Raw genomic sequence first — 18118 nt, 5'->3', positions numbered from 1 at the left:
CAGCATGGCACAGGATAATATTGTAGTAGGAGTAGATATTGGAAGCACGAAAATTACCGTAGTAGCAGCACAGGGCACATCCACGGGATCTCGTTTTGACAATATTGAGATTTTGGGATTTAGTGAGGTTCTTGTGCCTGAAGGAGCCGTGATTAATGGTTCGGTTGAAAATATAATGCAGGTGGGAGACGCAATTCGTGAAGCATTGAACGAGGCGTCTTCACGTTCTGATTTGGATATAGGTGTTGTTAATGTAAGTTTCAGCGGATCGCACGTTAGAGTTTCTCCACAGAGTGACGGTGTGATACGACCCACTTCATCCACCGGTGATGAAGTTACCCAAAAAGATGTAGACCAGTTGGTTGATGATATGTACAGGGCAAAAACAGAAGCAAATTATGACGTGCTTCATGTTTTACCTATGGAATTTGTTGTTGACAGTTCTATGGGCGTTCGTCAGCCGGTGGGAAGAACAGGAATAAAATTGGGTGGACATTTTCTTATTGTTTCAGCAAATAATCAATCCATTCAAAGAACAAAAAAGAGTCTTCTTGAAGCAGATTCTCATTTGAAATTTGATAAAATGATCTACGCACCTCTTGCAACCAGCCTGGCTGTTTTGGATGAGGGCGAAATGAAAGCTGGTATTGCAATGGTTGATATCGGTGATCATACAACGGATCTTGTTATTTATTATGACGGTATTATTCGTCATATAGCATCATTCCCGGTTGCCGGCAGACATATCACAGCGGATTTGCGTACTGGCTGCGGAATTCAATTGGGCAATGCTGAAAAATTGAAAAAAGAACATGGCGTAGCGATTTCTGCAGACGTTCCGTTGAATATCGAAGTGCTGGTTAATTTCCTGGCAGGTCGTGCACCAAAACAGGTTTTGAAGAAAAATGTTGCATTAATTATTGAAGAAAGACTTAAGGAAATTGCAGCGATGGTTTATGCTGAAATCCTTAAATCCGGTTACGAAGAAAACCTTATTGGCGGAATCGTTCTGACTGGCGGAACGGCCAATATTCCTGAAATTGAAATTTTATTTGAAAAAGTAACCAATATGCCTGTTCGGGTTGGATTGCCCGAACGTCTGGCACATACTGCCAAAGCCGATGCTGTAAGCAATACCTCCTATTCCACTGCGATAGGATTAGCCTGGGCTGGTATTAAGTCAATTGATCCGCGCATAAAATCAATATGTAAACCTCCTGTACATCTAAGTGCCCCGTTAAGAGAAACCCCAACACAGACTAAACCAAAAGAATTGAAAAAAGTACCAAAAGATGACGGCTCGTTTTGGGACCGCATCATTGGTCGCAAGGATGACAGTATTGGAGACTATTGAAAGTAAAGGAAGAAATTGCACTAATATCAACAACAACCCCGGACTATGAATAAAAATTTGTTGCACTCTTTAGACCAGGACTACATTGTGAACGAAATCGTTAAGGAAACCAACGGAGTCATGTCCGAACCTGCTATCATCAAAGTGATAGGCGTTGGAGGCGGAGGAAGTAATGCCGTCAACTACATGTTTGAGAAAAAAATCAAAGATGTAGAGTTTGCTGTTTGTAATACCGACAGACAAGCATTGGCAAATAGCCCGGTACCCGTAAAGATTCAACTTGGTGCTACCTTAACCCAGGGACTGGGAGCAGGAACAGATGCAACAAAAGGAAAAGAAGCGGCACTTGAAACGATCGAAGAAATAAAAGCTTTGCTCGGAGGTTCTACGCAGATGGTTTTTATTACGGCTGGTATGGGTGGTGGAACCGGAACCGGGGCAGCTCCTGTGATTGCACAGTTGGCCAAGGAAATGGGCAAACTTACCGTAGCGGTTGTTACAGCGCCTTATACCTGGGAAGGACTTGACAAGAAAGAGCAAGCTCTGGAAGGTATTGAACAGCTGAAAGAATTTAGCGATACTGTACTGGTTGTATTGAACGATAAACTGGAAGAGCTTTACGAAGATATGACATTGACTCAGGCTTTTGCTGAGGCGGATGGAATACTTCTTAATGCTGTAAAAAGTATTTCCGAGATCATTACAACCAATGGAAATATAAATACGGATTTCAAGGACGTTGAAAAAGTTCTTAAAAATGCCGGACAATCTGTAATGGGTACGGCTGAGGCAACCGGTGTTGACCGTGCTCAGCTGGCTATTAAAGAAGCATTGGATTCACCTCTTCTGAATGATCGTGATATCCGTGGTGCAAAACGTATTCTTGTAACGCTTGCGACCAGCAAAAAGCGCGAAGCTACAATGAAAGAACAGCGCGAAATCTGGCGTTATGTACTTTCGCAGGTTGGCGGTGAAGCAAGAATGTTTAAACTGGGTACAATTACGGATGATTCTCTTGGAGATAAACTTCGTGTTACAATTGTAGCTGCAGGTTTTGACAGCGTTGAATCTCCGATTCCTGGTATTGAACTGAAAAATGGCTTTACAGGAAAAACGCAAACGCAGGAAGTTGTAGCAGAAATACCTTTTGTAGAAGAAACAGCTCCTGAAATGGTTCTTACCCAGGAATTGGAAGAAAATACAGCTACAAGTTCGATTGATTTTATGGTAGACCCTAATATCATTGCAATGGACAACAGAGCTTATACACATGTTTCGTATGTAGATCTGGAAGAAAGCAATGAATGGTCTAACGAAGAAACTGCAAAATTACAGGCCATGATCAAATCTTTCCAGGGAGGTTTGGTGAAATGGGGAGATCTTGAAGGACCGGCATATCGTCGCAGCCACATTGAATTGTGGAAACGACCTTCAATTCCTTCAAATGAAATGGAACAACATTGGTTAAAATAAAAAAGAGAGGAGCCATTAGGCTCCTTTTCTTTTTAAAACCGGATGATTTGTTCTGCCTGAATTTCAAGCAACTCTTTATATAATGGATTGGTTATTTCATTATCAACAAAATGGGATTGAATCTGGGCAAGTTTTACGCGAAGCGCAAGCGTGTTCATTCCCAGATAGCTGAAAATATCATTCATGTGGCTCAGCGCGACAATCGCCCCATGCATATTGGAAGATAAACCAACAAGTGCTGCTTTCTTATTGGTAAAACTGTTTGGATAAGGAAGACCGTCAATAAAAGCTTTTAAGACACCAGGATAGGAGCCGTTATATTCTGGTACAATAAAAATGAATTTTTCTGCTCCGTCAATATGGCTTTTTAATGTATTGAATGCGTCATTCTTTCCACTATTTCCATACAGTGCGGTGAAAGTAAAGTCATGGGGCAAATCAACCAGATCGAGAATTGTACTTGAAGTGTTGGACTGAGCGAGAAGTTTTTGATAATATTCTGCAACACGTCGTGACATGGAATTTGGCCGGTTGGTACCAACAATGATCACAATAGGGGAAATGGCTGACATACTTAAAATATACGAATGGAAATCGTTTGGTTAATTCGTTGTGGGTCTTGATAAATTGAATTAGGCAACAAGTTAAAACTATTTTTTGTTCGCAACGAATTATCAATAAACCGTGCCGGGACAAAGTGCTGAAGGCCAATACTCAATCACAGCTTGACGATACCAAACATTTATTAGTATATTTGACCCCTGATTTCATCATGAATGTTAGATAAAAGGTTTGTTTACAAGCTATAATCAAAGATATTAACCCACTAAAAAATATGTCCTGGTTTATTCGGAAAGAAAAAGGCATCAATACACCCACGGAAATGAAGCGCGAGGCTCCGGACGGGTTGTGGTATCAATGTCCAAATTGTAAGAAAATTACTGCTACAAGAGAGCATAAATTGAACGCTTACACTTGTCCGCATTGTAATTACCACGAAAAAGTGGGATCTGATATTTACTTCGAATTATTGTTCGACGATAATAAATATACTGAACTGGATGCTGATCTGACTTCTGGTGATCCTTTGCATTTTGTAGATACCAAAGCATATCCGGATCGTATCAAGGCAACCCAGCTGAAAACAGGATTGAAAGATGCTGTGCGTACGGGTCACGGAAAAATGAATGATGTGAAAATCGTAATTGCCTGTATGGATTTCAATTTCATCGGCGGTTCTATGGGTTCTGTGGTTGGAGAAAAAATCGCTCGTGCGATCAACTATTCTATCAAACACAAACAACCGTTTCTGATGATTTCAAAATCGGGTGGTGCGCGTATGATGGAAGCAGGATTTTCATTGATGCAAATGGCAAAGACCTCCGCAAGACTTGCTTTATTATCCGAAGCAAAAATCCCATACATATCCTTATTGACAGATCCAACAACAGGTGGCGTAACTGCTTCTTATGCGATGTTGGGAGATTTCAATATTTCTGAACCTGAAGCTTTGATTGGTTTTGCCGGTCCGCGTGTTATTCGTGAGACAATTGGTAAGGATCTTCCGAAAGGTTTCCAGAGTGCTGAATTTGTTTTGGAGCACGGTTTCCTTGATTTTATTGTTGACCGTAAAGATTTAAAAGACAAACTAAGCAGTCTGTTAACGATGCTGAAATAATATGCGTTTAATCTCCCATCCTGTCCTTTGTAACTACTATGTAACGTATCGCTGCAATGCGTCCTGTGGTTTCTGCGACATATGGGAGAAACCGTCGCCTTATATCACTGTTGAAAATCTTCGGGACAATATCCGGGATTTGAAACGGTTGGGAGTAAAGGTTATAGATTTTACAGGAGGAGAGCCATTGCTTCACCGTCAGCTTGATGTTTTACTTCGTGAGGCAAAAGAGCAGGGTATGATTACCACGGTAACGAGCAATGGTTTGCTTTATCCAAAATATGCGGAAAGATTAAAGGGCCTGGTTGACATGCTCCATTTTTCCCTGGATTCTCCTGATCGTGATGAACATGATAAATCACGAAACGTAAAATGTTTCGACAAAGTAATGGAGTCGATTCAGATTGCCAGGGAAATGGGAGAGCGGCCGGATATCATTTTCACCATTTTTGAAGATAATGTTGATCAGATAAAACGGATGTGGGAAGAGATTTGTCTGCCTAATGATCTGATCCTTATTTTAAATCCGGTTTTTGAATATAATGGTGTAGGAGGAAATCTTTCCGAGCAAACATTGAAAGAGCTGCTTTGGTGGGGGAAACAAAAAAATGTTTATCTCAATGAAGCATTTATTCAGTTAAGACTGGATGGAGGAAATCATGTGGATGATCCAATTTGTAAAGCTGCAAGTACCACAATTGTAATTTCTCCGGAAAATAAACTTGTTCTCCCCTGCTATCATTTAGGTCTGAAAGATTTTCCGATCGAAGGAAATCTCTACGATCTGTATCATTCCGACGAAGTTCAGAAATTAGTGGCACTGGAAGGAAAACTGCCGGCATGTGAAGGTTGTGCGATCAATTGTTATATGCAGCCATCTTTTGCTGTTGAGATGAACCGATATTGGTGGAAAGCTTTACCAAGTACGATCAAGTATAATCGTATCAAAGGTACCTGGAAGCAAATGCTAAAAATGTAGTTACAGACAATCCGTTTTTCTTCGCGTATCTGTAATTGAATTTATTTTCCAGCCGCTTTTTGTTTTGATCATGGTAAAAACATTTACGCCACAATGAGAAAATGTTTCGCCCCGGTAAAACTTATACGGAGCCCAGACAATGGCCATTGGTCCGTCCACTGAAATTTTTACATCGTAAATTCTTTCATCCCACTTTTCTGTATGCGGCTTTCCTACGGCGGCTACAAAGTCGTCCGTTTTGCTCACATGTGTCATTACAGAATCTTTCGCATTGGTTGAAACAGAAGTCAAAGTTGATTGTGGAATAAAAACACTTCTTACCACAGAAGAATCTCCTGATCTCATTCCGTCAAATAATTTATCTACCGAAGCTCTTACCGCAGCATCTTGCGACTGAGCCATCACGATTTGTTTCGAAAAAATTAAAATAATCACAAAAAGGAGAAATTTAAATCGATGCATGTTGCTCGTTATTTTCATTTGTTGGTATAGTTTTAGCAAAACCTCTAATTTTACAGACCTTTTTGTGTTAGGAATATAATATGTCAGAAAAATTAGTAAAAAAAGTCGATATCCGAAACAGACGTGCGTCGTTCGAATATTTTTTTCTTGAAGAGTTTACAGCAGGCTTGTCGCTGACAGGAACTGAAATAAAATCGATACGTCAGGGTAAGGTAAATCTTACAGATGCTTACTGTCTTTTTATGGATGGTGAATTGTACGTTCGCAGTATGCACATTTCTGTTTACACCGAAGGCACACACTGGAATCATGATCCTTTACGGGACCGGAAGCTTTTGCTTACAAAACGTGAAATGAGAAAATTAAGTGAAAACTTGAAAGATCAGGGGTTGACGATTGTTCCGGTTAAGCTCTTCACAACGGATCGTGGTTTTGCCAAATTGCATATCGCTTTGGCAAAAGGTAAAAAGCTTTATGACAAAAGAGATAGTATTAAGGAAAAAGATCTGAAACGTGAAAGTGATCGCTCAGACTATTAATTAATATAGTCTGAGAGTTAGCCATTTAATCAGTTGGCCGGAAATTTTCCGTATAATTAAATCTCAGGCGGTAAAGAGAAGTCTTTTTTAATAATAATTGAATTTTACGAAACGTTTTTTTAGGTAAATTTCCTATATTGTGGGAATTAATTGCCGTAAAGACTCATGGGTAAAGTTCTGGTTCTTAATCAAGATTACAGCGCACTTAGTGTTTGCACAGTGCCAAAGGCATTTCTCTTAGTTTATCTAAACAAAGCTGAATTGTTGGCTGAGTCCCCGACTCATTTTCTCCGGACTGTACGGGACCAATATCCAATGCCCATTGTTATTCGCCTGAATAGCTACATTCACCTTCCTTACCGCGGCGTTGTCATGACCCGCCATAATATTTTCAAAAGGGACGGAAATCGATGTCAGTATTGTGGAACGCACGATCATTTAACACTCGATCATGTCATGCCAAAATCAAGGGGAGGAAAAACGACCTGGGATAATTTAGCGACTGCCTGTAAACGATGCAATTCGAAAAAAGGCGATTACACACCGGAAGAAGCCGGAATGCACTTACGACAGCGTCCGTTCCGACCATCTTTCTTAATGTTCATCCGTGACTTCTCTGGATTCACAGATGCAGAATGGCTTCCATATCTTGGCGTAAAAGAACGAGCAGCTAACTGATTGACACTCCCCTACTTCGCCTTTTCAGGCATCTTATAATTTTTTTCTAAATCAAATCCTAGAGAACTGGATTTTTATTTAGAAAATTCCTACCTTTGCGTCCTCTTTTTAAATAACAAGTCAAACTAATTTTCAACTGCGTGGCTCGCCAGTTGATGTAATTGAGAGCTTTAATTCCTATTTATGTCTAAGGAAAAACAAACACAAGTATTGCCTGATTTCGATTGGGAAAAAGCAGAGGACAAAGGATTCGGTACAGGCTATTCAGCTGCTGACCGTACTCGTTTTGAAGAAATGTACGAAACAACAATTTCTCCTGTTCAGGAAAAAGAAGTTGTTAAAGGTGTGGTTGTAGGTATTACAGACCGCGAGGTGATTCTTAACATCGGTTTCAAATCTGATGGTATCGTTTCATTTAATGAATTCCGTGACTTGCCAGCTTTGAAAATTGGTGACGAAGTGGAAGTTTATGTAGAAAACCAGGAAGACGCACAAGGTCAGCTTGTTCTTTCACGTAAAAAAGCAAAAGTAATTACTGCATGGGATAACATCCAGAAATCGTTTGACGAGGATGTGGTTATCGATGCTAACGTGAAGAGAAGAACCAAAGGAGGTCTTATTGTAGATATATTTGGTATCGAAGCTTTCTTGCCAGGTTCACAAATCGACGTGAAACCAATTCGTGATTTCGACATTTTTGTTGGAAAACGTATGGAAGTGAAAGTTGTTAAGATTAACTACGCAAACGATAACGTTGTAGTTTCTCATAAAATCCTGATCGAAAAAGATCTTGAAGCACAACGTCAGCAAATCCTTAACAACCTTGAAAAAGGACAAGTTCTAGAAGGTGTTATTAAGAACATGACTAACTTCGGTGTGTTCATCGATCTTGGTGGTGTTGACGGTTTGTTGCACATTACAGATATTTCCTGGGGTCGTATCAACCACCCGTCAGATCTTTTGGCACTTGACCAGAAGCTTAACGTTGTGGTTCTTGATTTTGACGAAGAGAAAAAACGTATCTCTCTTGGCTTGAAACAACTTCAGTCTCACCCATGGGATTCGTTGTCAGAAGATATCCAGGTTGGATCAAAAGTAACAGGACGTATCGTTAACGTTGCTGATTACGGCGCTTTCCTTGAAATCAAACCAGGTGTTGAAGGTTTGATCCACGTATCTGAAATGTCATGGTCTCAGCACCTGCGCAATCCTCAGGAGTTTATGAATGTAAACGACGAGATCAACGCAGTTGTATTGACACTTGACCGTCAGGAACGCAAAATGTCTCTTGGTATCAAACAACTTACCGAAGATCCTTGGACTCAAGGTTCATTGAAAGATAAGTATGCAATTGGTACTCGTCATAAAGGTGTAGTACGTAACCTTACTAACTTCGGTTTGTTTATCGAACTTGAAGAAGGTATCGACGGACTAGTTCACGTTTCTGACTTATCATGGACTAAGAAAATTAAACATCCTTCGGATTTCGTAAAAGTTAATGACGAACTTGAAGTTGTGGTTCTTGAGCTTGACGCTGAAAACCGTCGTTTGGCACTAGGTCACAAACAACTTGAAGAAAATCCATGGGATACTTTTGAAACAATCTTCGCTGTTGGATCTGTTCACCGTTCTACAATCGTAGCAAAAGGAGACAAATTCGCAACTTTGGAATTGCCATACGGTATCGAAGGAATCGCTGCGGTGAAAAACCTTACAAAAGAAGATGGTTCAGTTGCTGAAGTTGGAGAAAGCTTAGACTTCACTGTTCTTGAGTTCTTGAAAGACGAAAAGAAAATCGTTCTTACTCACTCAAAAGTGAAACCTTCTGTTGCTCCTGCTGTTGAAGAGAAAAAAGAAGAAAAGGCTCCTAAACCTGCTGCAACTCAGGCTAAGAACACAACTTCTAACACAGATAGCGCTGCCAAAGAAGGAGAGAAATCTACCTTTGGTGACCTAAGTGTACTTTCTGCTTTGAAGGAACAATTTGAAGAAACTGAAAGAAAAGGAAAAAAAGTAGCGAAAAAAGACGACGAAACTGAGGAGTAGTCGATTTTTTTAATACTTTTGCACCCGGGTTAGCAGTAAGCGGGTAATCTCTTCTGCTAACCCGATATGGTTCCGTGGCCGAGTGGCTAGGCAGAGGTCTGCAAAACCTTTTACAGCGGTTCGAATCCGCTCGGAACCTCGTCATAAATATCTTGAGAAAATACCATTTGAAAAGGCTGTTTTTTAGCTTTCTTTCAAATGGTATTTTTTTGCTAAAACATTGAAAGTCAATGGCTACCAACGACTTGCGTTATTTGGGTAAGAATATTCAAATTAGAAGAATTATAAATAAGTGAGTACTTTAAAATATCCCTCAAATACTTTTGTGGATAAAAAATCGTACACTAGATTTGTCTGTTGAAGTATTATGAATAGTTGATTATGAATATACCATTCCGAGAAGACTCTAAGTTTTGTTCCTTCTTTCCCAGCTCAAAATCGTTTCTGGCTATTATTGTAGCTATTCTCTTAAGTACCTGTAGCTTAACTTGGGCACAGGATAGTACGGCTGCTGCCGGTGCTGCCCCTGCGGGAGCTGCTGGTGGCGGAGATGCTGCCAAGGGTGAAACGTTATTTAAAAACAACTGTGCTCAATGCCACGCACCTACTGACGAAAGAGTTGTAGGTCCTGGTTTGAAAGGTGCAACTACTCGTAACAACATACAATGGATTACGAAATGGGTACACAATTCACAAGCGGTTATCGCCTCAGGTGATCCGTACGCAGTAAAACTTTACAACGAATACAGCAAAGCTCAGATGACAGCTTTCCCGAACTTGTCGGAAGATGACATCAAAGGCATTTTTGCTTATGTTGATAAAGCGGGTGCCGCTCCGGCTCCTGCCGCCGCTGGTGCTGGTGGAGCCGCTCCTGCTGCGGGCGCTGCACAAACAAGCGGACCTTCTGATCTTTTCATGATTGTTCTTGTGGCTTTGGTAGTTGTAATGCTCTTGGTATTAGGGGTTTTACTGGTCATTGTTACAATTCTTTCGAAAGCCGTTACTGGTGGAGATGCGGAAACTGCTGCAAAAGGAGACTTTATGTCCCGCCTTGGTAATTCTCTAAAAGGAATCGCCGGTGACCCTGCCATTCGTTCTGCGACCATCTGGATTTTCATTCTTCTGGTTATGAAAGTAACAATTGATGGAGCGTATAGTGTTGGTGTTCAGCAGGGATATGCGCCTAAGCAGCCAATTTCATTCTCGCACAAACTTCACGCAGGCGAATATAAAATAGACTGTAACTATTGCCATACAGGTGTGAACAGAGGTAAATCTGCACATATTCCTTCTGCGAATATTTGTATGAACTGTCACGGTGTAATTAAAAAGGAATCACCTGAAATTCAGAAAATATACACTTCAATAGAAAACAATACTCCTATTGAATGGGTACGTGTACATAACCTTCCTGATCTTGCTTATTTCAATCACTCTCAGCACGTTAATGTTGCCGGATTGGAATGTGAAAATTGCCATGGAGATATTGCTAAAATGGAAGTTATCCAACAGCGTTCTTCATTAACAATGGGTTGGTGTATTGATTGTCACCGTAAAACTGACGTAAATACTAAGGATAACAAGTATTACGACAAATTGGTACAATTACACGCATCGGATAGTAAAGAAGCTTTAAAAGTAGCTGATATCGGTGGTCTTGAATGTTCTAAGTGCCATTACTAATCACTGCAAATAGATACTAGAATACAACTCATTGTATTAACAGTTTTATGGAAAATACTAATAAAAGATATTGGAGAGGGCTTGAAGAGCTGCGTAATGACGAAAAATTCATTAAAGACGCAGGTTCAGAGTTTTCTAATGCACCAACAGAGAGTCAATATGAAAGTCTGGTTGACGGAGCAGGTACTCACCGTCGCGATTTCTTAAAAGTTTTAGGTTTTGGTATGGCGGCTGTTTCATTAGCTGCTTGCGAAACGCCTGTTAAAAAAGCAATTCCTTACGTTAACAAGCCTGAGGGAGAATTTCCAACAATTGCGAACTGGTACGCATCTACTTATGCAGAAGGTGGTGACTATGCAAGTATTCTTGTAAAAACACGTGAAGGCCGGCCAATTAAAATTGAGCCAAATACACTTTCAGGTGTTACAAAAGGTGTTAGTTCAAGAGCACATGCTTCTTTACTTGGACTTTATGATAACGAAAAATTAAGAGGTCCTAAAAAAGGTGAAGATTTAAAAGTTACCTGGGATGCTGTTGATAAAGATATAACAAGTCAGCTTTCTTCGATTGCTGCAAAGGGAGGAGCAATTCGTATTGTTTCTTCAACATTATTAAGTCCTTCTACGAAATCGGTTATTGCTGATTTTACAACAAAATATCCAACAACACGTCATATTACTTATGACGCAAACAGTTCTTCTGCGATCGTAAAAGGTAACGAGCTTTCTTTTGGAAAAGCTGTGATACCATCTTACGCTTTCGACAAGGCGAAAGTAATTGTGGCTGTTGACGCTGACTTTTTGGGAGCATGGATTTCACCGGATGATTTCTCTCGCCAATATGCTGAGACACGCAAGTTGAGCAGTGCAAAAGACGGTAAAAAAGATATGTCCCGCCATTACCAGTTTGAATCTGTTCTTTCAATGACAGGTTCAAATGCAGATTATCGCTCGGCTGTAAAACCATCTCAGCTGGGTTTGGTTGTTACTTCGCTTTACAATAAAGTTGCAGCTAAGTTAGGTGGAAAATCCATTTCTGCACCTGCTGTTGAAGCAGCACATCTTGACAAAGCTGCCGCTGATCTTGTAGCAGCAAAAGGAAGTGCACTGGTAGTTTCTGGTATCAATGACCCTTCTGTTCAGGTTGTTGTAAATGCATTAAACAGTCTGCTTGGAAGCTACGGGTCAACAATTGATTTGGATACTCCGGTTAATTTCCGTCAGGGAAATGACATCGCGATGAACGAATTCGTTGATGAAGTTAAAGGTGGAAAAGTAGAAGCAGTAATTTTCTACGCAGCTAATCCGGTTTATGATCACCCACGTGGTTCTGAGCTAGCAACTGCAATTCCAAAAGTAGCTTTAAGTATTTCATTCAATGACCGTGCAGACGAAACTGCTTCATTAGTGAAATTTATTACTCCGGCACCTCATTACCTTGAATCATGGAATGATGCTGAACCCAAAGCAGGTTTTTACAGCTTGACACAGCCTACAATCAGTTTGATTTTCAGCACACGTCAGGCACAGGCAAGTTTGTTGAAATGGGCGGGTCAGCCATCTGACTATCATGAATACGTAAAAGCTTACTGGAGAAAAAATATATATACACAGGGCGGTACAGATAGTTTTGAAAAATTCTGGGTACAATCTCTGCATGATGGTTTCTTCAAAACCAACCGTACCGCATCCTCCGCAGGAGTAACTTTCGCAGGAAATGTTGACGAAGCAGCATCAGCAATCGGAAAAAAATATAAAGCATCTTCAACAGGAATTGAACTGGCGTTGTATGAAAACGTCGGTGTAGGCACCGGATTCGCAGCCAACAATCCATGGTTGCAGGAATTACCGGATCCTGTTACAAAAGCTACATGGGATAACCACGCAAGCATCTCTCAAAAAACTGCCAAAGAACTTGGTTTTGCTCAGGGTGATGTTGTAAAAGTTGACTTAAAAGGAAAATCTGTTGAAGTTCCTGTTATCATTCAGCCAGGTCAGGCTAATGGAACTGTTGCAATCACAATCGGTTACGGTCGTGAGAAAGCAGGAAAATCAGCAAATGGCGTGGGTAAGAATGTTTACCCGTTAGCTTCATTCTCAGCAGGATATTTGACTTTTGCACCAGGTGAAGTTACTGTTTCTAAAACAGGAGAAACCCGTGAAATCGCTCAAACGCAAACACATAATACTGTAATGGGCCGTAAGTCGGTTCTTCAGGAAACTGTATTAGCGCATTTCCAAAAAGATCCTCTTGCCGGACGTTTTATTCCAAAAATTGAAACATCAGAAGGAGCAGTAGATGCTACGGATCTTTCTCTTTGGAACGGACACAAATATCCAAATCACTCATGGGGTATGGTCATTGACCTTAACACATGTTTCGGTTGCGGATCTTGTGTGATCAGCTGCCAGTCTGAAAATAATATTCCGGTCGTAGGACGTCAGGAAGTTATTAACAGCCGCGAAATGCACTGGTTGCGTATTGACCGTTATTATAGCAGTGATGCAGAAGTAGGTGATTATACAGCCATGGAAGTTGCTTCGGAAAATCCGGAAGTTACATTCCAGCCTATGTTGTGTCAGCATTGCAACAATGCGCCTTGCGAAACGGTTTGTCCGGTTTTGGCAACAACCCATAGTTCGGAAGGTTTAAACCAGATGACTTATAACCGTTGTGTAGGTACTCGTTATTGTGCAAATAACTGCCCTTATAAAGTACGTCGTTTCAACTGGTTCAAATATTTTGACAACGATAACTTCGATTACCACTTCAATAACGATCTTGGTAAGATGGTTATCAACCCTGAGGTTACAGTACGTTCACGTGGTGTAATTGAAAAATGTTCAATGTGTGTTCATAAAATTCAGGAAGGTAAGCTAACAGCCAAGAAAGAAAGAAGACGCGTAGTTGACGGAGAAATTAACGTTGCTTGTGCTTCATCTTGTCCAACAGACGCGATTACTTTCGGTGACATGAACGATCCGGAAAGCAGAATTTCGAAGATTCTTGAAGTTGAAAGAGAAGGTCGTGCTTTCCACATGCTGGAAGAAATTAACGTACGTCCTCAGATTTCATATCTAACAAAAGTGAGAAATAAGGATGCAGCAGCTGTGAAGGAAGAAGCTAAAAAAGAACACGCCTAAGCAGTTGAAAGTTTTGTATTTGTTTGAAGATTAAATCATTATAAATTACAGTAGTATGCATGTTACTTCACCCGTAAGAGAGCCCCTTATTCAAGGCGGGAAAACGTATGCAGACGTAACGGAAGATATCTGCCGACATGTCGAAGGAAAACCTACAAAGGAATGGAAAATTGCTTTCGGGATTTCACTAGTCGTTTTGGCATATGGATCTTGTTGTCTTGCATGGACCTGGTGGGAAGGTCTGGGCGTGTGGGGATTAAATAAAACCGTAGGTTGGGCATGGGATATCACTAACTTCGTTTGGTGGGTTGGTATCGGTCACGCGGGTACATTGATCTCCGCGATTCTTTTACTCTTCCGTCAGAAATGGAGAACATCCATTAACCGTGCGGCAGAAGCGATGACAATTTTCGCTGTAATTTGTGCTGCATCATTTATCCTGATGCACATGGGTCGTCCATGGATGGCATATTGGGCTTTACCGTTACCTAACGCATTTGGTTCTCTTTGGGTAAACTTCAACTCTCCTTTGGTTTGGGACGTTTTCGCGATCAGTACATATTTCTCTGTATCACTTGTTTTCTGGTATATTGGTCTTATCCCTGATTTAGCTACAATTCGTGACCGTGCAACTAGTAAAGTTTCCCGCTTCATGTATGGAACTTTCGCAATGGGATGGGACGGATCAGCAAAAACATGGTCTCGTTACGAATATATTAGCTTAATTCTTGCGGGTTTATCAACTCCACTTGTACTTTCGGTACACACGATTGTAAGTATGGACTTTGCTACCTCGGTAATTCCGGGATGGCACACAACAATTTTCCCTCCTTACTTCGTTGCGGGTGCGATTTTCTCGGGATTTGCGATGGTGCAAAACCTTATGTTGATCACACGTGTGGTTTACAAACTGGAAGATTACATTACGCTTGAACACATCGAAACCATGAATAAGGTAATTACCTTGACTGGTTCGGTTGTTGGGGTTGCTTATATCACTGAATTCTTTATTGCCTGGTACTCAGGAGTTGAATACGAAAGTTATGCATTTATCAACCGTGCTACCGGACCTTATTGGTGGGCATACTGGGCGATGATGACTTGTAACGTAATCTCTCCACAGTTGTTCTGGTCAAGAAAACTTCGTCGCAGCATTACATTTACATTCTTTATATCTGTTATTGTAAACATTGGTATGTGGTTCGAACGTTTTGTAATCATTGTTACATCACTTCACCGTGACTACATTCCTTCGAGCTGGGCAATGTTCTCCCCTACCCGTTTTGATATTGGGGATTATATTTTCTCTTTCGGATTGTTCTTTACGCTGTTCCTGCTTTTCTCTAAATACCTACCTGTTGTAAACATGGCGGAAGTTAAAGCGGTAATCAGATCTACTTCTGCAAATTTGCCTAAGAAAATTGCAGGTGTTGCAAAAGTGAGACAACGCGAAGCGGCTGCTCCGTTATTTAACAAGGATATAGAATAAGTAATCGCTGAAGCGAAAGAATAATATTTAACATTAGTATAAATATGGCAGAATTATCTGGTAAATATTTAGTTGGAGTCTACGACGATGACGATACTGTACTGCATGCAGTACCAAAACTCAGAAAGGCTGGAGTAAAAATACAGGAAGTGTACTCACCTTTTCCTATTCACGGATTGGACGATGCACTTGGACATCCACGTACAAGAATCGGGATTGCAGCATTTATGTTTGGGGTAACCGGATGTTGTGTTGCGTTAACTCTGATGATCTGGACAATGGGTATCGACTGGCCAATGATTGTAGGTGGTAAAGATTCAATTTCTTTGCCTAACTATATTCCTATCACATTTGAGTTGACTGTGCTTTTCACAGCATTTGGTATGGTTATCACATTTTTTATCTCGAATGGACTAGGGCCTGGTACGCATTTCCATGAAAGATTTGATGTTCGTGCTACCGACAACAAATTCGTGATGGCAATTAACTTGGGTAGAAATTCAATGAGTGAAGATGAGATTTCCCGTGCACTAAGAGATAGCGGTGCAGAAGAGGTTAACATCAAACAATTTTAATGTGCTTGGATCGATGAAATTGAAAAGTTTATATAGATATTCACTAGCTCTGGCTGTTATTTTAACTGCTGCATTCAGTTGTACGCGTGATCCTAATAATCCAGGCAAGCAATATGCACCGAATATGTACCTGCCTGTTGGATATGAACCATACAGACAGGAAAAGGCAAATCCTATTAACCCGATGGGTTTAACAATGCGCTTGCCGGTTGAAGGAACAGTAGCCCGTCGTAACTATAAAACGTCGTTTGGCGGCGGGGATTCAGCGAAAGTTGATCTTATGGTTTACAACATTCCAGCAGACAGTATTTCTATTTCAGAAAGAGTATTGAAAAATCCTGTTCCTCTTAATGAAAACACGCTTGCAGAAGGTAAGGTTTTGTTTGAGAGATATTGCCAGCATTGCCACGGTGCAACCGGAGCAGGTGATGGAAAAGTTGGAGCTGTTTACAAAGGGGTTCCTAATTATGCGAGCGATGCATACAAAAACCTGAATGAAGGACATATTTTCCATGTAATTACATACGGTAAAGCACGGATGTGGCCTCATGGTTCGCAAATTAATCCTGAGGAGCGTTGGAAAATTGTACACTACGTACAAAAGCTGCAAAAAGGAGCATAATTTATTTTTGATAACTGAGAAATAATATTTGAATAATGGCATCAGCACATTCGATTCCTTCTATTGAAGAACGGTTTGAATTCACATCGGGAGCTAAAAGAAACCTTATTATTGGAGGAGCTGTTGGAGCTGCTCTGGTTGTAGTAGGGATTTATCTGGCAGCTAACGGCGGAGGACATCATGAAGTAGAAGCAGCACACGGAGCTGTAAATGCTATAACCGGACATGCTGCGGCAGCTGGTCATGAAGCGGCGGGTCATGCTGCTCCGGAAGAGCATCACGTTAGCTGGCTAACACGTATCTGGGCGAACCTTTGGGTGAATGCAGTATATTTTACCGGAATATCTGTGGTTGGAATGTTTTTCATTTCCTATAACTACCTTGCACAAGCAGGATGGTCAGCAGTATTTAAAAGAGTACCTGAAGCGATGCCGGCATTTTTACCAATAACCGGTATTATAATGCTTTTGGTATTTATCTTCGGAGGTCATGACTTATTCCACTGGACACATAGTGAAGTTTATGAAGTAGGTGGACCAGAATATGATGAAGTTTTAGCGGGAAAACATGGATATCTTAATACTCCCTTTTTCGTAGGAAGACTAGTATTTTACTTCGTGGCATGGTATTTCATGTGGAGAAAAATACGTCAGTTTTCTTTGGAAGAAGATCAAATCGGAGGTACTGAGTTATATGATAAATCAATACGTTTAGGAACAGCATTTCTTGTAATATTTGGAGTAACTTCTTCAACATCTGCATGGGATTTTGTAATGTCAATCGATCCTCACTGGTTTAGTACTATGTTTGGATGGTATACACTTGCGAGCTGGCACGTGGCTGGATTGGCAGTGATTACTTTGACTGTGGTAATGTTAAGAGAAAGAGGATATTTGAAAGCAGTAAATTCAAGTCACCTTAGGGATTTGGGTAAATTCGTTTTCGCATTCAGTATTTTCTGGACATATGTATGGTTTGCCCAATTCCTTTTAATCTATTATGCCAACCAGCCAGAGGAAATTATTTATTTCATCGAGAGATTCAGAGGACATGGAAGTATTTTCAAAGCTCCTTTCTTTATAACTTTGTTCCTTAATTTCTTCTTACCATTCCTGGTTTTGATGACAAGAGACGCGAAGTTTACGCATTCGATTCTAAAAGTGGCTTGCTGGAGTGTAATTATCGGCCATTATATGGATTTTTACACGAACATTATGCCTGGTAGTGCTGGGGATACGGCGGGATTTGGACCGTTGGAATGGGGATTTTTCATTGTCTTCATTTGTGGATTTGTTTGGTCGATGGCGACTCAATTGGAAAAGGCAAATTTGATTCCAAAGCACCATCCAATGTTGGAAGAATCATTGCATCACGATATCGCCTAATTTGCTTAACCT

At 40.7% G+C, this 18118-nt stretch carries 15 protein-coding genes and 1 tRNA gene; 14 read left to right on the top strand and 2 right to left on the bottom strand.

All coding sequences use genetic code 11. The features are described from left to right. The first annotated feature begins 4 nt into the window (after window positions 1-4). Together ftsA and ftsZ are read left to right on the top strand one after the other, a co-directional pair. On the top strand, window positions 5-1354 hold the full coding sequence (gene ftsA / locus IEE83_RS27190) for a cell division protein FtsA (protein WP_194123912.1): 1350 nt from the start codon (window positions 5-7) through the stop codon (window positions 1352-1354). Between the two features lie 45 nt (window positions 1355-1399). Next, the gene (gene ftsZ, locus IEE83_RS27185; protein ID WP_194123911.1) at window positions 1400-2827 is read left to right on the top strand and encodes a cell division protein FtsZ; all 1428 of its coding nucleotides are present in this window, start codon (window positions 1400-1402) and stop codon (window positions 2825-2827) included. Window positions 2828-2859: 32 nt separating this feature from the next. Here the strand turns inward: ftsZ and IEE83_RS27180 are convergent, their stop codons facing one another. Beyond that, window positions 2860-3399 (bottom strand): NADPH-dependent FMN reductase, encoded by a 540-nt coding sequence (locus IEE83_RS27180; protein WP_194123910.1) that lies wholly within the window; start codon window positions 3397-3399, stop codon window positions 2860-2862. A 263-nt stretch (window positions 3400-3662) separates the two neighbouring features. Here IEE83_RS27180 and accD point away from each other — a divergent pair, with 263 nt between their 5' ends. Both accD and IEE83_RS27170 read left to right on the top strand, forming a co-directional pair. Continuing rightward, complete coding sequence (gene accD, locus IEE83_RS27175) at window positions 3663-4505, top strand: acetyl-CoA carboxylase, carboxyltransferase subunit beta (RefSeq protein ID WP_194123909.1); 843 nt, start codon at window positions 3663-3665, stop codon at window positions 4503-4505. 1 nt (window position 4506) lies between these two features. Further along, window positions 4507-5484: a radical SAM protein gene (locus IEE83_RS27170; RefSeq protein WP_194123908.1), complete on the top strand. Its 978-nt coding sequence runs from the start codon at window positions 4507-4509 to the stop codon at window positions 5482-5484. Here the strand turns inward: IEE83_RS27170 and IEE83_RS27165 are convergent, their stop codons facing one another. After that, window positions 5485-5886 (bottom strand): nuclear transport factor 2 family protein, encoded by a 402-nt coding sequence (locus IEE83_RS27165; protein ID WP_228102094.1) that lies wholly within the window; start codon window positions 5884-5886, stop codon window positions 5485-5487. A gap of 140 nt (window positions 5887-6026) precedes the next feature. Here IEE83_RS27165 and smpB point away from each other — a divergent pair, with 140 nt between their 5' ends. The 10 genes from smpB (at window position 6027) to IEE83_RS27115 (ending at window position 18106) form a co-directional block, all read left to right on the top strand. Further along, entirely contained in the window at window positions 6027-6485 is a 459-nt protein-coding gene (gene smpB / locus IEE83_RS27160) for an SsrA-binding protein SmpB (protein ID WP_194123907.1), read from the top strand. Between the two features lie 165 nt (window positions 6486-6650). Then, entirely contained in the window at window positions 6651-7163 is a 513-nt protein-coding gene (locus IEE83_RS27155; protein WP_194123906.1) for an HNH endonuclease, read from the top strand. Between the two features lie 183 nt (window positions 7164-7346). Further along, the gene (gene rpsA, locus IEE83_RS27150) at window positions 7347-9209 is read left to right on the top strand and encodes a 30S ribosomal protein S1 (protein ID WP_194123905.1); all 1863 of its coding nucleotides are present in this window, start codon (window positions 7347-7349) and stop codon (window positions 9207-9209) included. Window positions 9210-9277: 68 nt separating this feature from the next. Continuing rightward, window positions 9278-9348: transfer RNA gene (locus IEE83_RS27145), tRNA-Cys, on the top strand. A 242-nt stretch (window positions 9349-9590) separates the two neighbouring features. After that, window positions 9591-10892, top strand: coding sequence for a c-type cytochrome (locus IEE83_RS27140; RefSeq protein ID WP_194123904.1), 1302 nt, complete (start codon window positions 9591-9593; stop codon window positions 10890-10892). A gap of 47 nt (window positions 10893-10939) precedes the next feature. Next, the gene (locus tag IEE83_RS27135; protein ID WP_194123903.1) at window positions 10940-14035 is read left to right on the top strand and encodes a TAT-variant-translocated molybdopterin oxidoreductase; all 3096 of its coding nucleotides are present in this window, start codon (window positions 10940-10942) and stop codon (window positions 14033-14035) included. A gap of 55 nt (window positions 14036-14090) precedes the next feature. Then, window positions 14091-15524 (top strand): NrfD/PsrC family molybdoenzyme membrane anchor subunit, encoded by a 1434-nt coding sequence (gene nrfD / locus IEE83_RS27130; protein WP_194123902.1) that lies wholly within the window; start codon window positions 14091-14093, stop codon window positions 15522-15524. A gap of 44 nt (window positions 15525-15568) precedes the next feature. After that, complete coding sequence (locus IEE83_RS27125; RefSeq protein WP_090340019.1) at window positions 15569-16099, top strand: DUF3341 domain-containing protein; 531 nt, start codon at window positions 15569-15571, stop codon at window positions 16097-16099. 13 nt (window positions 16100-16112) lie between these two features. After that, window positions 16113-16721: a c-type cytochrome gene (locus tag IEE83_RS27120; RefSeq protein ID WP_194123901.1), complete on the top strand. Its 609-nt coding sequence runs from the start codon at window positions 16113-16115 to the stop codon at window positions 16719-16721. A 35-nt stretch (window positions 16722-16756) separates the two neighbouring features. After that, the gene (locus IEE83_RS27115) at window positions 16757-18106 is read left to right on the top strand and encodes a quinol:cytochrome C oxidoreductase (protein WP_194123900.1); all 1350 of its coding nucleotides are present in this window, start codon (window positions 16757-16759) and stop codon (window positions 18104-18106) included. Window positions 18107-18118: the final 12 nt, after the last annotated feature.

The sequence above is a fragment of the Dyadobacter subterraneus genome (genome assembly GCF_015221875.1).
Classification (GTDB): domain Bacteria; phylum Bacteroidota; class Bacteroidia; order Cytophagales; family Spirosomataceae; genus Dyadobacter; species Dyadobacter subterraneus.
This window is presented reverse-complemented; position numbering and strand designations above follow the sequence as displayed.